Source organism: Allorhizobium paknamense (assembly GCF_030815125.1).
GTDB lineage: Bacteria > Pseudomonadota > Alphaproteobacteria > Rhizobiales > Rhizobiaceae > Allorhizobium > Allorhizobium paknamense.
On record NZ_JAUSWH010000002.1, the window covers coordinates 259,578 to 274,914 of the forward strand.

The window sequence follows — 15,337 nt, forward strand, 5'->3', positions numbered from 1 at the left end:
AGACAGGCATGTTGCGAGCGTCCACAAAGGCCGGATGAAGCCCCGTAAAACACCGCTTACGAAACCTGGTGCCGGGCGGCCAAATGTCAACTCTGCGGAATACCCGCAGTTCATAGATAGGCTCAAATTCCAGATCACCAGCCGCCGCGAGTTCGAACGGCTGAAGGCCTGCAACCCGTCAACGCTCACCGATCTCGAACGCGCCGCCCGCTTCATATACCTGCAAAAGCTCGCCTTCGGCGGCAAGGTCGCAGGTCAGAATTTTGGCGTGCAGCACAACGGCAGCGCCCGGTTCAACCTGACGCGCCTCGCACCGCTGCTCGAAGACGTCCACGAGCGCCTGGCCGGTGTCATCATCGAAAACCTGGACTGGCTGGCCTTCATCAACCGCTATGACCGGCCCGGCGTGCTGTTCTATCTCGATCCACCGTACTTCGGATGCGAAGACGACTACGGAAAAACGCTGTTCGGCCGGGATCAGTTCGAGGTTCTTGCAGGGCGTTTAAAGAGCCTTCAAGGGCGGTTTATTCTGTCCATAAATGACCGGCCGGAGGTCCGTAAGATCTTCGCAGGGTTTCCGGTTGAGGGGGCGGAGTTGAGCTATTCGGTCTCTGGCGGGAAAGGGACAGAGGCAAGGGAAGCGATTTACTGTGGGTGAGGGGCGAGCGATGCGGCAAGAAAACTTGGAATGACATTTTGTCAGAATCGGGCTCTGATGGCTGCTTCGCGCCCACATATCGGCCGTTCCTGACTTTCTAGCGTACTCCCAGCTCCTGTCCTTCATTAATGATGGTTCATCACACCTAGCCCACTGACAGTTTTTTATGCTTATTGCAGACTGTCAACCGTGAAAATTAACTGGATATCTGTGAGACGCAAGGTTCTAGGCTAGCGCAGCTACAAGCCCGCCAAAATACCCGAGTAGGATTGTTCTGATTGACTCGTTCTCGCTAACCAACTTACGAACTGCGGCTTCGTACTGATCCAGGCTCTTGAACTGAAGAGCGGCCACGACGGCGGCTCTCGCCATCGTCTCGCGAATTGGATAGCGTCCCACGATCTTCTCAACATCCTTAGCGGCAATCCAGGACTGCAATCGTGCTTTCTCGTCTTGGTACATCGCCTGTGCATCAACGATGATATTGACGTTATCGCCGTGCTGGATTGCCTTCCAGTCAGGCATTTGCATGCCAATCCTATCTTTGACAGCCTGTTCCGTCATCCGCGCGGCTAGCCGGTCAACCTCGGACGCAACCGCTGCAAGCAGTTTCATGCTAGCTGTTTGTATTACGTCGGCGGGGTCACCTCCGATAACGGCACATTGCCGCTCAGCGATGGCTGCAATGATCACAGGGCTGTAGTAGAGGGACTCAACTGAATATACGGAGAGTGGATAAATCCCTTTCGCATTAAAAGAAGAATGTTGATCAGGAGAAATCTGATCTTGATCGACTATGCCGAATGCTTGCACCCAACTGACGGTCTCAGCATCGCGGATACTGACAACAGCATGCTCAACCTCTCGGCAGCTCCGACGCGGGAAGATAGATACGCCGGGGAAGAGCAATTCATAAAGCGGTTTGTCAAGGCTGGTAGAAGTGCCTTCAATAAACAGCATCTTCCGGCGCGAACCAATGATAGCCTTCTTGGTGGCATCATCAACCTTAACGTCCGGTTCAAGCACGTCTAGGTCCCATGCCGTGACATCATCGCCTGTAGCCTTGGAATCGCGAACCAAAACGGTTTTGGCGGTCGGTATGCCAACTGGCAGACTGAGTTCATGTGTAGAAACAACAAAATTACAGTCTGGACGCTTGCCAAAAAGTTGCAAAAGCAGTGGGGTCACGATCGAAGCGTGGAGGTGGCGCTCTGGCTCATCCACGAGTATCAAAGCGCCTTTTTTTGCGGTCAGGACCGTACCCGCAATTAGCAATGCGGCTCGCTCGCCGTCCGAGAGCAGCGCTATACTGTAAGGCGGTCCTCCATTTTTGCTAGCAGTAATAGTGCTGTTCTCTCCAATTGCCAGTCTGATCAAAATGCCCGACCCGGCAAATAATTCTGTGATCTGGGCAAGTGGCTGGGGTTCTGCTGCGAGCTTGACAGCCTCCTCCTCGTTGCCTGATCGATATGCGTCTGCCAGTCGGCGCGCGAGCTTATTGTCCTCATCGATAAGGTCAGCAATTACAAATCCTGATCTAATGGCGGCATTCCACTCCTTCCAACGTGCGTCGGGCTGACGGTCTTGTCCTCTCACGCTCAGCTCGTAGTTGATCCTATCTTGGGGTGAGAATGGAACCGTATTACTTTCCATCCATGTTTGACGGTGAGCTGAAATACGAACTGCATGGGCGTGATTGCGGCGGAATAGTGTAGATATCAGGCCGGATTTGCCAGCGCCGTTTGGACCGACCACAAACAGCGGAGTCGACGAAGATACGGGAAGTGTCAATGTTGACCCATCAATCAGGGGTAACGTCGTGTCAAAGGTGGGCAGTGCAGTCTGGGAAGTGTTTGTCACGTCTTTATCTCGAGTAGAAACCGAACTGTTGTGCGCAACTCTAGCAAATCTGTTTGACCTTGGAATAGGCTTTCCAAACTGCGGATTTGCGCTGCCGGGTCAGCCTTGAAGCGCAATGAGCCCGGGCGCCGCCCCCGCTTTCGCTCGCCGACATTTTAAACACGGGCAGACTGTTTCATCCTGCTATTGAATGTCGGATTCAATCGAACGATTTGCATTGACATAGCAGATTTCATTTTTCCGGTTCTTGGTGTCAAAATTCCGGTGTTGGATGACATATGCACCCGGAATTCGCGGGAATATCTGCAATTGACCGGGAGCAGCTGGATGCAGTTGTTTTGAAAAGATATTCTGCCGTTCTTTACGAAGGCTTATGCGTGTCATACGGCTGTGCAGTGACCTTTTGAAATGCTTCAGACCAGGGTGGTCTCATATCTGTCCATCGCTTTCAAACAGGCTTCAAACGATCAGAAGTTCCCCTTCAAATGCCTGGTAGCGCGCGTTCAGCAGGAAAGTCGGGTGAGTGCTTTTGCACTCCGGACATTCTCGAAGGCCAAAAGCAAAACTTTCACACCACGATTATTGGCTCCGGCTGAATATCTATTTTTTATCAAAATCTTATTTCGCCCAGAGAGCCGTCAGCAAATTTCACCCGCCGTGCCCCTGACATCGGTCGCCTACGCCTTTTGCGAAGTCCCATATCTGGATATTATCTGATTTTCGCTCCGGATCGTTCTTAGCCGGTCGCTCGGTCAACGACATCATTTGGTAAAAAGTCGTCAGCTTTGCGCCACATTGCGGTCATTGCAACTAGCAGCAGCTTAGGTTACGCGTAGCTGCAGCAACTCCTTTGTCGGATGATCTGCGCTTTGAAATATATTCAGTCCCTCCGCGCAAAGATAGGTCGCGATCTCATTATGCTGCCAAGTGTCGCAGCGGTCATTTCCGACGCCGAAGGGCGGTTGCTTCTCCAGCGCAAGGGGCAAGGCGAAGGGTGGAGCCTCCCTGCGGGTGCGGTCGAGTTAGGTGAGACGCCACAACAGGCAGTGGCTCGCGAAGTCCTGGAAGAGACGGGGCTGACGGTCATCGAAGCGGAAATCTTGGGGGTATTTGGTGGCAAGGATTTCCGGTACGTGTATCCAAACGGGGATCAGGTCGAGTATTTTGTCGTGCTGTTCAGATGTTTAACTATGGGCGAGCCGGGAGGTTTCACTGATCCGGAAACGGTCAGACTCAAATACACCCCCTTCAACGAGATGCCGAGACTTGCCGTTCCTTATCCGATGGAACTTCTGTTTCCCGATGGAAGATGACTGCTCTGCCTGTGATGTGAGGCGATGCAATCGTAGTGGCTTAGAAGCGCCAGTTGCGGTCATTCGCCGGAGTGACAGTGAAGGTCCATTGCATGCGTTCTGCCTGACCATTTGCGTATACCGAGTTTCCCTCGTACACGTCGTTTGAGTGGGAGAAATTCGAAGATGTTCGGCGGATTGGCGCATGTGTTAAGAGCCTTCGGCACAAGCAGTGTCGATGTATATGAATGGGCCGAGGCAGACGTCCGGAAGGGTCGCCTCCCTAATAAGCCACTCTGGAGCGAATTGGCTACTCCGCACCCCGCTATACAGTTCACGGGCTGGCAACTCGCCCATGCCGTCATCAAGGCAGATTACCTGATCGAACGGGACTGGTTGCTTCCAAGTCTTGGATTTATCCTGCAGATCGACCGAATTGTCGATCTTGGGGCGAGACCCAACCTTAGACTTGTGACGGGCAGTCCAGCGACCCTCAACGACTTCACGCGAACGAGTCTCGCGGGACGAATTGGTCAAGGTCTGTCTCTACTCTTCGCACATAGCAAGGGATATAGCTTTGTCTGTCACCTAGCATCCGATCCTGAGGTCATCGCTCATATCGCGGCACTTCCAAAGACAGCCAGGAAAAGGGCAGCAGACTTTCTGTTCGAAAGTCAGGATATGAACCGCATGATCTTGGAATCCAAAGCTTCATTCACTCAGCCGGAAAACGAGCCGAGCCCCATTAAATCTAAGCTAAGGGACGCCCTGACCGGGCAAGTCGACTATTGGATGGCTCGAATTTCGCCTGCGGCTCAGAAGGGTTTCGCGGTCTATTCGTGTTTACGTGAGTCCGGGAGCCTTGTCCCGTCAGCGCTGATATTCGTGGACCCACCAAGACAGTTGGTTCGTGACCCAATCGATTTTCCCGAAAGCCTAGTCCGCCGACGCAACTACGCAGCGTGGCTGACGCTGATGGGCTTGCAAGAATCTGCGCGTACCCTCATGGGACCCGGCAGGCGTGACACGAGAGCGATTGACGTCCCGGTCATTCGTATCGGCACGCGAAAGTTCGCAGTCTCATTCCAATCCATTTCGCAAAAAATGCATCAATGGGTATGTGCTGGATTGGACGTCGAGGCCCTCGCAACAATAGGAGCAGCAATCGACGGTGACGATGGCCCGCTGCTGGCATATGGCCGAGATGCTTCTGATGGCCTTGCGACAAGCGCCGGCGGCGTTGAGTACGGAAGCGTCTTTCCCGATGGATCGTACTTTGGAGTTTTCGATGAAAGTTCGCGTGTCCACCGCTTTGAAGGCTACCAACAATTTCTGCTTTGATCGGCTCAGCGCCTAAGCCCTATGCGTGGCGTACGATGACCGCTTCGGGCCAAAAGCGGACGGTATTCGAAACCGCAATTGATATAGCCGCCGCTCATCATCTCAATGGACGTGCTCTGATGCAGTTCCATATTTGCCCCTTATCTGATTTCAGGGCACGTCCCGTGTGGCCTCAACTAGTGGGAATTGGCCAGTAGATGGTGTTGCGGATCAACGATGGAGCATTAAGAAAGGCGGTGCCGATGACAGAAGGTGCAGTCCATCAATAAAGTTGGATGCGCTTGTCAACACCGCTTTTGGAGGGGGGACGGCTAATAGGCCGCCTGTTCGAAGTAGCCTGGCGCTAAAGTTGTGATTTCTGCAGGCAGTATGCCGTGGACAACCTTCGCTCAAGCTCAAAACCTGTAGCATGAAACTATCGAATCACAACTATTGGTAATTCTAGATAATGAGGTATGGGGAGATTGATGGGCCGAAGGTTACTTCTTACGAAATTCAAAGAGCTATCAATTGATGATCCGTTTTTTGATAGCCTGAAGGCCGGCTATGACGAATTTCCCGTCTGGTTTAACGGAAAGGCTCAGGAAAATGTTTATGTCGTAGTAGATGACCATAGCCGCTTAAGCGGTATGATTTATCTAAAATCGGAAGATGGTCCGGTTACCGATGTGGTTCCCCATCTTTCCGATGGACACTGGCTAAAGGTTGGTACGCTTAAAATTGAGGGTAAGGGTACTAAGCTCGGTGAACGTGTTATTAAAAAGATATTTGACACAGCTTTAGATGTGGGCGCGACGGGAATTTACGTGACGGTCTTCGAAGTCCACGAAAGCTTAATAAACCTGTTTTCCCGATATGGCTTCCAGCAGACAGGAACTAAAACGACAAAAAACGGTGTCGAGCTGGTTTTGGCTCGTTCGTTGACAACGCATTCAACGGATATGCTGAAATCTTACCCTTTTATTAGAACAGCGAACGCTAACCTTTGGCTTCTGGCGGTCTATCCAGAGTTTCATTCCCGATTCCTTCCAGATTCAATCCTGAACAACGAGCCCAAGGAGATCGTCCAAGACGTATCCTATACGAATACCATACATAAGATCTATGTCGCAAAATTGCCGCTTACCCGTATGAAAAAGGGTGATGCGGTCGTGATGTACAGAACCACCGACGGTAGAGGGCCCGCGTTTTATCGCTCCGTTGCAACTTCGATATGCGTTGTGGAGGAAACTCATCGACGCGAAGATTTTGCTTCCCTTGAGGATTTCCTTGAGTACACCAAGCCGCACAGCGTCTTTACCGAGGATGAGCTCAAAGACATGTATGCCTCTTGGACCAGGCTCTACACGGTTAAAATGACTTACAACATTGCATTTAACAAAAGGATTACCCGTGGGAACCTGATGGACTTGGCCGATGTACCGGAACATCCGCGTTGGGATTTAAAACCCTTGAGTAAGGTTCAGTTCCAAAAAATCATCGAAATGGGGAAGGTTCATGAAGGTATTATTGTCGATTAATCCTGAGCACGTGGAAAACATATTCAGGGGTGTTAAAACATTCGAATTCCGGCGAAAAGTTTTTGCTCGGAAGGATGTCCGTACTGTTGTCGTTTATTGTACAATGCCTGTGGGCAGGATTGTTGGTGAATTTGACATTGATACTATACTGGAGGATGCTCCTGATGAAATTTGGGAAAAGACGCAGTTTGGTTCCGGAATTACAAAAGATTTTTTTGATCAATACTTTTCCGAGCGGAAGGTGGCCTATGCATTAAAAATTGGTGAGGTTAGGGAATACAAGGAATACATAGATCCGAAAGAAGTTCTCGACAATTTTAGTCCACCTCAGTCGTACATGTATATGAAGGAGGAGAGACGAAAACTGGATTGTAGTGATCAACTGGAGTTTTGGTGATGTCCAAAACGCGACTTGTAATCGTTTTTGGAGTATCTGGAGCAGGTAAAACTACCGCATGTGCAGAATATGTAAGTTGCAGCAGGGGCGTCGTCCACTTTTCTGCTAGTGCGCTTATGAAGCGGCATCGTAAAACTGCAGGAGCGCGTTCCATCAATGAGGTGATGCAAGATCAGCATCTTCTTGTTGAGCTGGTGCATGCTGCTAGATCAGGCGCTTCTGCATCACTCATGCTTCTGGATGCGCACAGCCTGATCGTCGTCGCGGGAATAGAATTTATCATTCCGGCCGATATCATAAGGGATATGAAGCCAGATGGCCTTATTTTTGTCAAAGCTGAAGGAGAGTTAATTTTTCAACGGCGCGTTGCTAGAGGAGATGCAAAAACTGATCTTCCATTGGAAATTGAGATCTCACAGGATAAGGCATTAAAGGCGGCAAAAAATTATGCGGATCAGCTCTCTTGCCCGCTTCTGATCGTTGATGGAGCTCAAGGTATTGATTTGGGTGAAGCTATAAAGGAGTTATTATGAACCGGCTGTAGAATCTTACTCCGCTTACCTTTTGAAAAAACTGCATTATTATAACCTATCTCCTGCTTTCCGGGCACGTAGAGGCCATTTTCCACCCCGGTGAGCTTGAATCCGTACCAGTTAAATATTTTTTCAAACGCGGAAAGCTTGCTAGCGCTGACGGTAAGTCCGGGTTGGTCATCATCTAGCCACTTTAGAAGGCCGTCAAAAACTCTCAGGCCCAGCCCTCTCCCCGCGTGGTGGGGCGCTACGCGAACCGTACAAATCTTTCGCTCAATGCCATCGTTTTTTGCTATGCCGACCGCTACCAAACTGCCTTCACGGTGTATGGGAAGTAAAAATCGCGTTCCCTCTCGAAGGCCCGGTACTACTTTATTAATGTACCAATTTTCTATATCGGGATAATCCTCCGATAAAATGCTGATAAAAGATAAGGCTTCCTGCTCGAGGCTCGTCAACGACAGGCTCCACACGGTCTGAGTGCTCACCTTCAACGGCACCATTGATGTCGTATCTTTTATCAAAACCATTCGCGGGATATTCCTAATGTTTCGAGTAAACGGGTGATGTTGCGTTTTGGTCTATATTAGCCCTAAACGCATTTCAAAGCCATTCCTGAACGGCTGCCGCTGCTAAATTGCCGAGCAATCCGAAAAAAAATGCGATAGCCAAGTAAGTCACCAATATTTTCCTGCCGCTTCTACGAGTGTGAAGCTTAACGAATGATGAAAAGTCGGTTACTCCATGTCCATTTCCCCCTTCTTTCTTCCAGTGGTAAACTACCATCCCCCCTGGAATGCCGCTGGGTACGTAATTATCCCAAGGATCATGTTCGAGAAGTCTGTTCTTGTGCCATTGTATACTGCTGGCGGCGAGTTCGGAATGTACTGGCAATGCAGTAAGAAACGCTAAAAGGCTAATTTTTACTTTATTGTCTTTCTCATCCGATCGAATCCTGTTTTCAATTTGCGGTGGGAGTGTGCGGATCTCATTAAAGCGAAAGTCTATGTATTCTATTTCTTCGAATCCGCTTTGGAAGTTACGGTCGATCGGCCTAAGTACCTGAATGAACGAGTTAGCCTCTCCGGTCGGCAGATAAATTCTTAGCCTAAAATAGATACGTTCATTTGCTTTAATCTCATGGCTAACGGACTCAATAGCTGCCTTTTTGATTGATAGAAGCGTTCCTTCTGGGAGTTTTTCCAAAAACAAATGAGAGGGGTCCAGGCGGTCATCCTGCTTGATGAACTTGTGCACGCGACAAAATAGGTTTTCGCTATTTTTAAGTTCAATGCGTGCTGGTGGTGGTGTCGTTGCGCACTGAAGTTTTTCGTTAAATATGCCCTGTGCGACCGATGTCTGGTCTAATTGCGCGCCCGCATCCTGAATTGAATCTATCTCCACCTTTACAGGTAAATATACGCATATTTGTCGTAAAGGCTTTGGGTTTGTTACTAAAAGGCCAATCTCCAAAAAATCTCTAGGTGGATGGTTGTCACGACCTTTGAAATCCCTGTCTCCAGCTATACGCCAAAAATTAAAATGAGTTTCCATAGACGTTTTGGTTACATCGCCATCCGAGATGCACCAAACTGCCATGCTGCCTGCTTTTTTTTGCAGCTTGTTATTGCGTTTACCCACTCCTGTCTTCCCCGTCCTATCCGAATCTTAAGGTGCAATTATAGATAAATTTCAACCAAATGCATACAATAATGACTTTTCAATTTTGGGGAATAGGATTGGGAGATTTCGAGAAAAATATTCATTTCTTCGCTGTTATGAAGGTTCGAATGCGATCCTTGAATAAATATTAATCAGACTGGAAAACGTCCCATATTTAAAAAAGAAAATTCATGCCGGGGTTTGATAGACTTTGTTTGTTAATGGCGTATTTTTGTAAAAACTCTCACTTTTAATTTTGCTTTCTGAATTTAAAAAATATCGCGAACCGATTTTTTCCTCCCGTTGAGCATTTTATTAAGGCGGATGCCCCACAAAAATAACCCGGCCCACCACGGCCAGATCCTCCACCCGGTTCGCGTCAAATGTCTCGACCGGGTATTTTCCTGCGGTGTTGTCTGAGATCAGCTCCAGCCTGCCGTCCATGCGCCAGTTGGCGCGTTTGACCAGGACGGTGTTGCCGACGTTGAAGACGTAGATGCGGCCGTGGTCGACGGTGGTCTGGCTGGCGTCGACGATGAGCAGGGAGTTGTCCGGGATCGAGGGCAGCATGCTGTCGCCCGTGGACCACATGAGGAAGCAGTGGTCGGGGGAGCCTCCGAGATCTCTCAGGAACTTGCGTTCAAATGCGGTTTCGCTGGTGGGCATCTGGTGGATTGCGATCAGCCCGTTTCCGGCCGAGGCGCGGACATCGTATTCCGGCATCAGCACCAGATCGTGCTTCGATTCCCTCAACTGCTCAGCGCTGGGGGGGCTTATGAACATCTCACCCTGGCCGGTAAATAACCAATTGAGATTTACGTTCTTTTCGCGTTGTAAGGTGGCGAGAAACGACCAGTCGGGCGACCTGTCCCCACGTTCGTAATTCCCCAGCGTACCATCATTCACGCCAATGCTTTCGGCGAATTCACGGCGATCCATACCCTTCCGGATCTGCGCCAGCCGCGCTCCGACGCCATTAGCTATTTTTGCAGGTCTTCCCATCAATAAACCATCGAATGGGGTTTACTAAATCCCAAACGATGATATTCTCCTCTATAAATACAGACCAAATCACCCATGAAAAAGGAGGCCGGTCAGGGCCTCCCCGTTCACAACGAGGACCTACTATGCACCGTGCCCGTATTGCGGACAAGGCAGCGAAACTGCGCCTTGATGAGATAAATCGCATAAAGGCCAAACTTAATCTGGCCGGTCTCACCTTACTGGCGATCGACCGGGAATATGGGCTGCCGCGCGGCACGGCTGGAAACACGTTGCAGCAGGCGAACCTCGCCGGTGAACGCGCCATTGCAGCCGCTTTGAAAACCCGTCCGCATCTTTTGTGGCGCAGCCGTTACCATCCGAGTGGCGAGCGGCGCGCACCGCAACCGGCGGAGAATTATCGCCGGCCTCCCAGTATGCTTGATCGGCGTCAGAAGCATGAAACCGATGGCTCTATGGAGGCTGCGTGATGGCCCCGCCATTCAAATTCGACCCCGATTTTCTCGACACGTTGATCGATGCGATCAACATGCACCGTAGTGAACTGTCGGCGGAAAAAGGCAAGCGGTTGGTTTCCGCGCTTAAATCCCGCTTGAGCAAGGACCTTCTGGAGGAGCATGCGGAACGCTCTCTGATCGATGCCTATAGTGTCGCCCGCCGCCGGCTTTCCGTCGAGCAGGCAGATGCTGCGATTGAGCGGGCAGAGCGCCGGATCACTCGTCTCAAGCTTTATCGCCGCCGTCTGGCGCTTTCGGCACAAGAGTTGGCCGAAATCTTTCGGTCTGCGCAGGCTCGTGCCGAGGAAGAGGGGCAGGAATGAGCCCCGCCATGATCCGCAACATCCTTTGCCGGTCACCGGTTTCGTTTCTCTCTATCAACGCGTCGTCAATGCGCGGCAGCGCCTTGCGAAAGCCCTCGATTGAGAACCCGGGAAGAAGAACGTCGAGCGTTATCAGCAGATGCCTGATGATCCTCTCCTGTGCTGCCAGCATTTCCTTGATCGTCGGGTCCTCCACGTCCGGCAGTTCCTCGTCAGTGTGGCAGCCGGTCCAGTCCTCCATGTGGTGCATCTGGCGCTCAAGTTCGTTCAGTCTCAGCTCATTTAGGCGGCTCGCCTTCCTGCACCCTCGTCTGATCATCGTCGCACTCCGTCATTTAAAGCTGGAGCCAGTTTTCCCGCAAAGAAAGCCCCCGTTCCGGCTGTCCAGTCCTGCTGTCCGCGCCGCACACCAAGAATTCTCGAAACATCCGAGTCCCGCAATGACAAATCAACAATCCAGAATTGTCATCCAAATCCGGCTTCTGACGGTACTGAAGAGGATGAAGCCATGCTGAACCTGTACTCCCAGGCGTCCCTGCATGACGGTGTCTTTCATGCCTGCGTGATGGCGGTGCGGGACGGTTTTCCGCATCTGACGGCCCAGGCGATCATCGATCCGCCGCATGAATGGTTCGATGCGGCGCTGGCGCGGCAGGTGGTCATTCACCTGATGGTTCGGGTGTTTCTGATCCCCAAGCGCCGCGTGGTGGAGCAGCAGGAGCGTTCCCGCGAGGCCGTCAACCGGGCGCTTCGAACCATAGATCAGCGCCTGAACACCCCCAGATTTGAAACCCATTACTGCAGGATTGCGGCTGCGGCCCGCGCCTCGCTGACTGCCCGCATGGAGGACGCCGCCTGATGGCCGAGTTCAAAACCATTCCTATCGATCAGATCGTGGTTCCGGAGCGCCTGCGGGCGGTGGAGGAAGATCACGCGCTGGCCATTGCCCAGAGCATTGTCGAACACGGTCTGCTCAACCCGATCACCGTTCGCAGCACGCCTGCGGCCAAGGGCGGCAATTATACGCTTGTGGCCGGAGCGCATCGTCTCCGGGCCATGGTGCTGAATGACGAGAGCACGATTGAGGCCATGGTGGTGGAGGCCGACAAGGCCGAGGCGCAATTGCTGGAGATCACCGAGAACCTGTTTCGCAACGAGCTTTCGGTGATCGACCGGGCGATTTTCGTGCAGAGCTACCGCGATGTGTGGGAGCAGAAGTATGGGAAAATCACTCCCGGCGGTGACCAAAAATCAAAGCGACAAGTTGTCGCTTTGGTCGGCAACAGAGCAAATCTGGCGCTTTTGTTTCAAGAGGAGGCTGGGCAAGGCTTCTCTGAACATGTTGCCGAACGCCTTGGCTTTTCAAAGCGGTCCGTAGAGCGTCTTAACCGGATTGCGCAGAGCTTATCTCCCGGTCTCCGCAAGGCGCTTCGCGGCACGCCTGCCGCCGATAACCAGTCCTTGCTGCTCAAGCTCGCCAAGGCTGGCCCCAGCAAGCAGGCGGGTATTCTGGCCGGGCTGGAGAAGGAGCCGGATATCAAGAAGGTTCTGGCCTGGGCGAAAGACCCTGCGCCGCCGATCTCGGATGCCGACAAGCAGGCGATCTTCCTTCACCAGTTGAAGACGGCCTGGAAAGGGGCCGATGAGGCGACGCGCCAGCGGTTCCTGCAGTCCATCGGGCTGGCAGACGATGTGCAAGAGGCTGCCCAATGAGCAAGCCCGATCCTTCCCAACTCGACTTTTTCGCCCAGCCGGTCTTTCCGGTGCGCGACGGCGCAAAGCAGGTCGATATCGACCGCTACCGCGCCAAGATCAAACGGGCGATGGCGCGCGCCATCCGCGAATGCGACCATGACCGGCCGACCATCGCCGCCCGCATGGCGCAATATCTCGGCCTGCCGAATATCAGCAAGGCCACGCTGGACGCCTACACCGCCGAAAGCCGCAATGGCCACGATGTGACGCTGATCCGTTTCACCGCTTTCGTGCATGCCACCGGGGCGCTCTGGCTTTGGGATGAGGTGGCCTCCGTGCAGGGCGTGACCGTGTTGATCGGTGACGAGGCGCGGCTGGCCGAGATTTCCCGGCTGCGGCAGGAGCGCAAACGGATCGAGGCGGAAATCCGCCGCCAGAGCGCCCGCCCGGTGACGCTGGTTCCGAGGGGGCGGTCATGAAGGAGTGGTTTTCGCTGGCCGAGCTTGCGGAACTGAACCTGCCGGGGTTGCCGGGCAATGCTGCAAGCCTGCATCGTCTCGCCGTCAACCAGAATTGGCGCCACCATCCCGGTCTGGCGCGGCAGGTGAAAGGCACGACCAAGAAGATCTGGGAATATCATGTTTCGCTGCTGCCGCATTCGGCGCGGACACGGCTGACCATTGCCTCCGGATCGCAAACGCCCGAGCAGTGGCAGGCGATGATGGCGCGCAAAAACCGCATTTGGGCACGGTTTGAAAGGCTTTCAAACGAGCATCGAGCGATCTGTAAAACCCGTTTCGAGGTGCTTTGCCGGGTGGAAGCGCTGGCGGCCCAGCCGGGTGTCAGCCGCGCGGCTGCCATTGCCATTGCAACGGCCGATGCCGGTGTTCAGAAGTCTGCCTATTATGCCTGGAAGGCGCTGACGAAGGATCTCAGCCGGGAGGACTGGCTGGCCGCGCTTGCGCCATCGCTGTCGCCCAGCTTTACGATCATGCCGGAGATGGCCGATATCCATCCCGAGGCCTGGATTTTCCTGAAATCCGATTACCTGCGGCCGGAAAGGCCCGCCTTTGCCGCCTGCTATCGGCGGATGATGAAGGTTGCCAAGCGGGAAAACTGGTCGCCGATCCCCTCCGAACGGTCGCTGCGCCGCCGTTTCGACCGCGAAGTCGGCAAGGCGGTCACGCTTTTGAAGCGCGAGGGCAGGGACAAGGCAAAGGCGCTCTATCCTGCCCAGCGCCGCAGCCGTGCGGATCTGCATGCCATGCAGATGGTCAACATGGACGGCCACAAGATCGATGTGTTCGTTTCGGTGCCCTGGGCGAAGAAGCCGGTGCGGTTTTTCCTGATCGGTATTCAGGATCTCTATTCCGGCAAGATTGTCGCCTGGCGGCTTTCCGAATCCGAAACCTGGGAAGCGGTGCGGCTGGTGATCGGCGATATGGTCGAGACCTTCGGCATTCCCGAAGACATCTATATCGACAACGGCAAGGCCTTTGCCAGCAAGTGGATCACCGGCGGTACGGTCAACCGGTTTCGCTTCAAGGTGAAGCCGGAAGATCCGCGCGGTCTGCTGACGACGCTCGGGATCGAGGTGCACTGGACCCGGCCTTATTCCGGCCAGTCCAAACCCATTGAGCGCGCCTGGCGGGATCTGGCGGAAAACATCTCCAAGCATCCCTTCTGCGCCGGGGCCTATACCGGCAACAAGCCGGATGCCAAGCCGGAAAACTATATGGAGCGGGCCATTCCGCTCGAAGATTTCCGGGCGCATGTCGCCGCGCAGATCGTCGAACACAATGCGCAGGAGGGGCGGCGGGCCGAAAACTGCAAGGGCCGCAGCTTCGACGAGACCTTTGCCGCCTCCATGGCCGCGCCGACCACCATCGTCCGGGTGCCGTCCAGGGCGCAGGCCTCGCTTTGGCTTCTCGCCTCCGAGGCGATCAAGACCCAGAAATCGAATGGCGGGGTGCATTTCCAGGGCAATCGATACTGGCATCCGGCGCTGAACGAATGGGCCGGAAAGCAGGTGATCATCCGCTTCGATCCCGATGCGCTGCACAAGCCGATCAAGGTCTATGACCTGAAGAACCGGCTGATCTGCGAAGCAGGCTGCCTGGACGATGCAGGCTTCAGCAACAGGGACGATGCCCGTTCGCATGCGCGGCTTGCCAAGGCGCACCAGAAGGCGGTGGCCGCCAAGGCCGAGGCGGAAGCGGCACTCACGGCCCAGCAGCTTGGCGAGATCTATTACAAGGGATTGAAGCCGAAGCCGGTGGACGCGCCGGAGATCATCCGGCCTGCGGTGACGCGGTTGATTACCCGCACCCAGCAGGTGGAAGCGCCTGTCGAGGCAATTTCCGATCAGCATTTCGAAGACAGTTTTTCCCGCGCGCTGGGCCTGATCCAGGGCGGCGGGATCATTGAATTCCCGCGAGGGAATAGCCTGGCGTCGCGTGTTGCAGACGCCGGAAACAACGAGCCGAAAAGTAAAGCGTACGGTTCCGGAAAAAAGAAGGGCAGTCCGAAGACTGCCCGATAACAGGCCCGAATGGGC

The 15,337-nt window shown here is 53.5% G+C and carries 16 protein-coding genes; 12 read left to right on the forward strand and 4 right to left on the reverse strand.

Annotation, left to right across the window (positions count from 1 at the left end; genetic code table 11):
* Positions 1-34 precede the first annotated feature (34 nt).
* Positions 35-658: a DNA adenine methylase gene (locus tag QO005_RS04645; protein ID WP_307156815.1), complete on the forward strand. Its 624-nt coding sequence runs from the start codon at positions 35-37 to the stop codon at positions 656-658.
* Positions 659-883: 225 nt separating this feature from the next.
* Here QO005_RS04645 and QO005_RS04650 read toward each other — a convergent pair whose 3' ends face one another.
* Positions 884-2,518, reverse strand: coding sequence for an AAA family ATPase (locus QO005_RS04650; protein ID WP_307156816.1), 1,635 nt, complete (start codon positions 2,516-2,518; stop codon positions 884-886).
* An 869-nt stretch (positions 2,519-3,387) separates the two neighbouring features.
* Between QO005_RS04650 and QO005_RS04655 the strand changes: the two genes are divergently transcribed.
* The 5 genes from QO005_RS04655 to QO005_RS04675 all read left to right on the forward strand — a co-directional run bounded on the left by QO005_RS04655 (position 3,388) and on the right by QO005_RS04675 (position 7,601).
* Complete coding sequence (locus tag QO005_RS04655) at positions 3,388-3,831, forward strand: NUDIX domain-containing protein (RefSeq protein WP_307156817.1); 444 nt, start codon at positions 3,388-3,390, stop codon at positions 3,829-3,831.
* A 165-nt stretch (positions 3,832-3,996) separates the two neighbouring features.
* Positions 3,997-5,151, forward strand: a complete 1,155-nt coding sequence (locus tag QO005_RS04660; RefSeq protein WP_307156818.1) for a hypothetical protein — start codon at positions 3,997-3,999, stop codon at positions 5,149-5,151.
* A gap of 467 nt (positions 5,152-5,618) precedes the next feature.
* A complete protein-coding gene (locus QO005_RS04665; RefSeq protein ID WP_307156819.1) occupies positions 5,619-6,671 on the forward strand; it encodes a GNAT family N-acetyltransferase in 1,053 nt (350 codons plus the stop codon).
* A complete protein-coding gene (locus tag QO005_RS04670; RefSeq protein WP_307156820.1) occupies positions 6,649-7,068 on the forward strand; it encodes an ASCH domain-containing protein in 420 nt (139 codons plus the stop codon). The genes QO005_RS04665 and QO005_RS04670 overlap by 23 nt, the downstream gene beginning before the upstream one ends.
* The gene (locus tag QO005_RS04675) at positions 7,068-7,601 is read left to right on the forward strand and encodes an ATP-binding protein (protein WP_307156821.1); all 534 of its coding nucleotides are present in this window, start codon (positions 7,068-7,070) and stop codon (positions 7,599-7,601) included. Before QO005_RS04670 ends, QO005_RS04675 begins: the two co-directional genes overlap by 1 nt.
* On the opposite strand, the gene QO005_RS04680 is transcribed toward QO005_RS04675, so the two are convergent.
* From QO005_RS04680 to QO005_RS04690, 3 genes are all read right to left on the reverse strand, one after another.
* Positions 7,559-8,131, reverse strand: a complete 573-nt coding sequence (locus QO005_RS04680; RefSeq protein WP_307156822.1) for a GNAT family protein — start codon at positions 8,129-8,131, stop codon at positions 7,559-7,561. The genes QO005_RS04675 and QO005_RS04680 overlap by 43 nt on opposite strands.
* Positions 8,132-8,204: 73 nt before the next feature.
* A complete protein-coding gene (locus tag QO005_RS04685) occupies positions 8,205-9,242 on the reverse strand; it encodes a hypothetical protein (RefSeq protein ID WP_307156823.1) in 1,038 nt (345 codons plus the stop codon).
* A 336-nt stretch (positions 9,243-9,578) separates the two neighbouring features.
* Positions 9,579-10,265: an XRE family transcriptional regulator gene (locus tag QO005_RS04690; RefSeq protein ID WP_307156824.1), complete on the reverse strand. Its 687-nt coding sequence runs from the start codon at positions 10,263-10,265 to the stop codon at positions 9,579-9,581.
* Positions 10,266-10,390: 125 nt separating this feature from the next.
* Between QO005_RS04690 and QO005_RS04695 the strand changes: the two genes are divergently transcribed.
* The 6 genes from QO005_RS04695 (at position 10,391) to QO005_RS04720 (ending at position 15,322) form a co-directional block, all read left to right on the forward strand.
* The gene (locus tag QO005_RS04695) at positions 10,391-10,735 is read left to right on the forward strand and encodes a helix-turn-helix domain-containing protein (protein ID WP_307156825.1); all 345 of its coding nucleotides are present in this window, start codon (positions 10,391-10,393) and stop codon (positions 10,733-10,735) included.
* Positions 10,735-11,085, forward strand: coding sequence for a hypothetical protein (locus QO005_RS04700; RefSeq protein ID WP_307156826.1), 351 nt, complete (start codon positions 10,735-10,737; stop codon positions 11,083-11,085). The genes QO005_RS04695 and QO005_RS04700 overlap by 1 nt, the downstream gene beginning before the upstream one ends.
* Before the next feature lie 508 nt (positions 11,086-11,593).
* Complete coding sequence (locus QO005_RS04705) at positions 11,594-11,944, forward strand: hypothetical protein (protein ID WP_307156827.1); 351 nt, start codon at positions 11,594-11,596, stop codon at positions 11,942-11,944.
* Positions 11,944-12,798: a ParB/RepB/Spo0J family partition protein gene (locus QO005_RS04710; protein WP_307156828.1), complete on the forward strand. Its 855-nt coding sequence runs from the start codon at positions 11,944-11,946 to the stop codon at positions 12,796-12,798. The genes QO005_RS04705 and QO005_RS04710 overlap by 1 nt, the downstream gene beginning before the upstream one ends.
* Entirely contained in the window at positions 12,795-13,259 is a 465-nt protein-coding gene (locus QO005_RS04715) for a hypothetical protein (RefSeq protein WP_307156829.1), read from the forward strand. The genes QO005_RS04710 and QO005_RS04715 overlap by 4 nt, the downstream gene beginning before the upstream one ends.
* A complete protein-coding gene (locus QO005_RS04720) occupies positions 13,256-15,322 on the forward strand; it encodes a transposase domain-containing protein (protein ID WP_307156830.1) in 2,067 nt (688 codons plus the stop codon). Before QO005_RS04715 ends, QO005_RS04720 begins: the two co-directional genes overlap by 4 nt.
* The last annotated feature ends 15 nt before the right edge of the window (positions 15,323-15,337 follow it).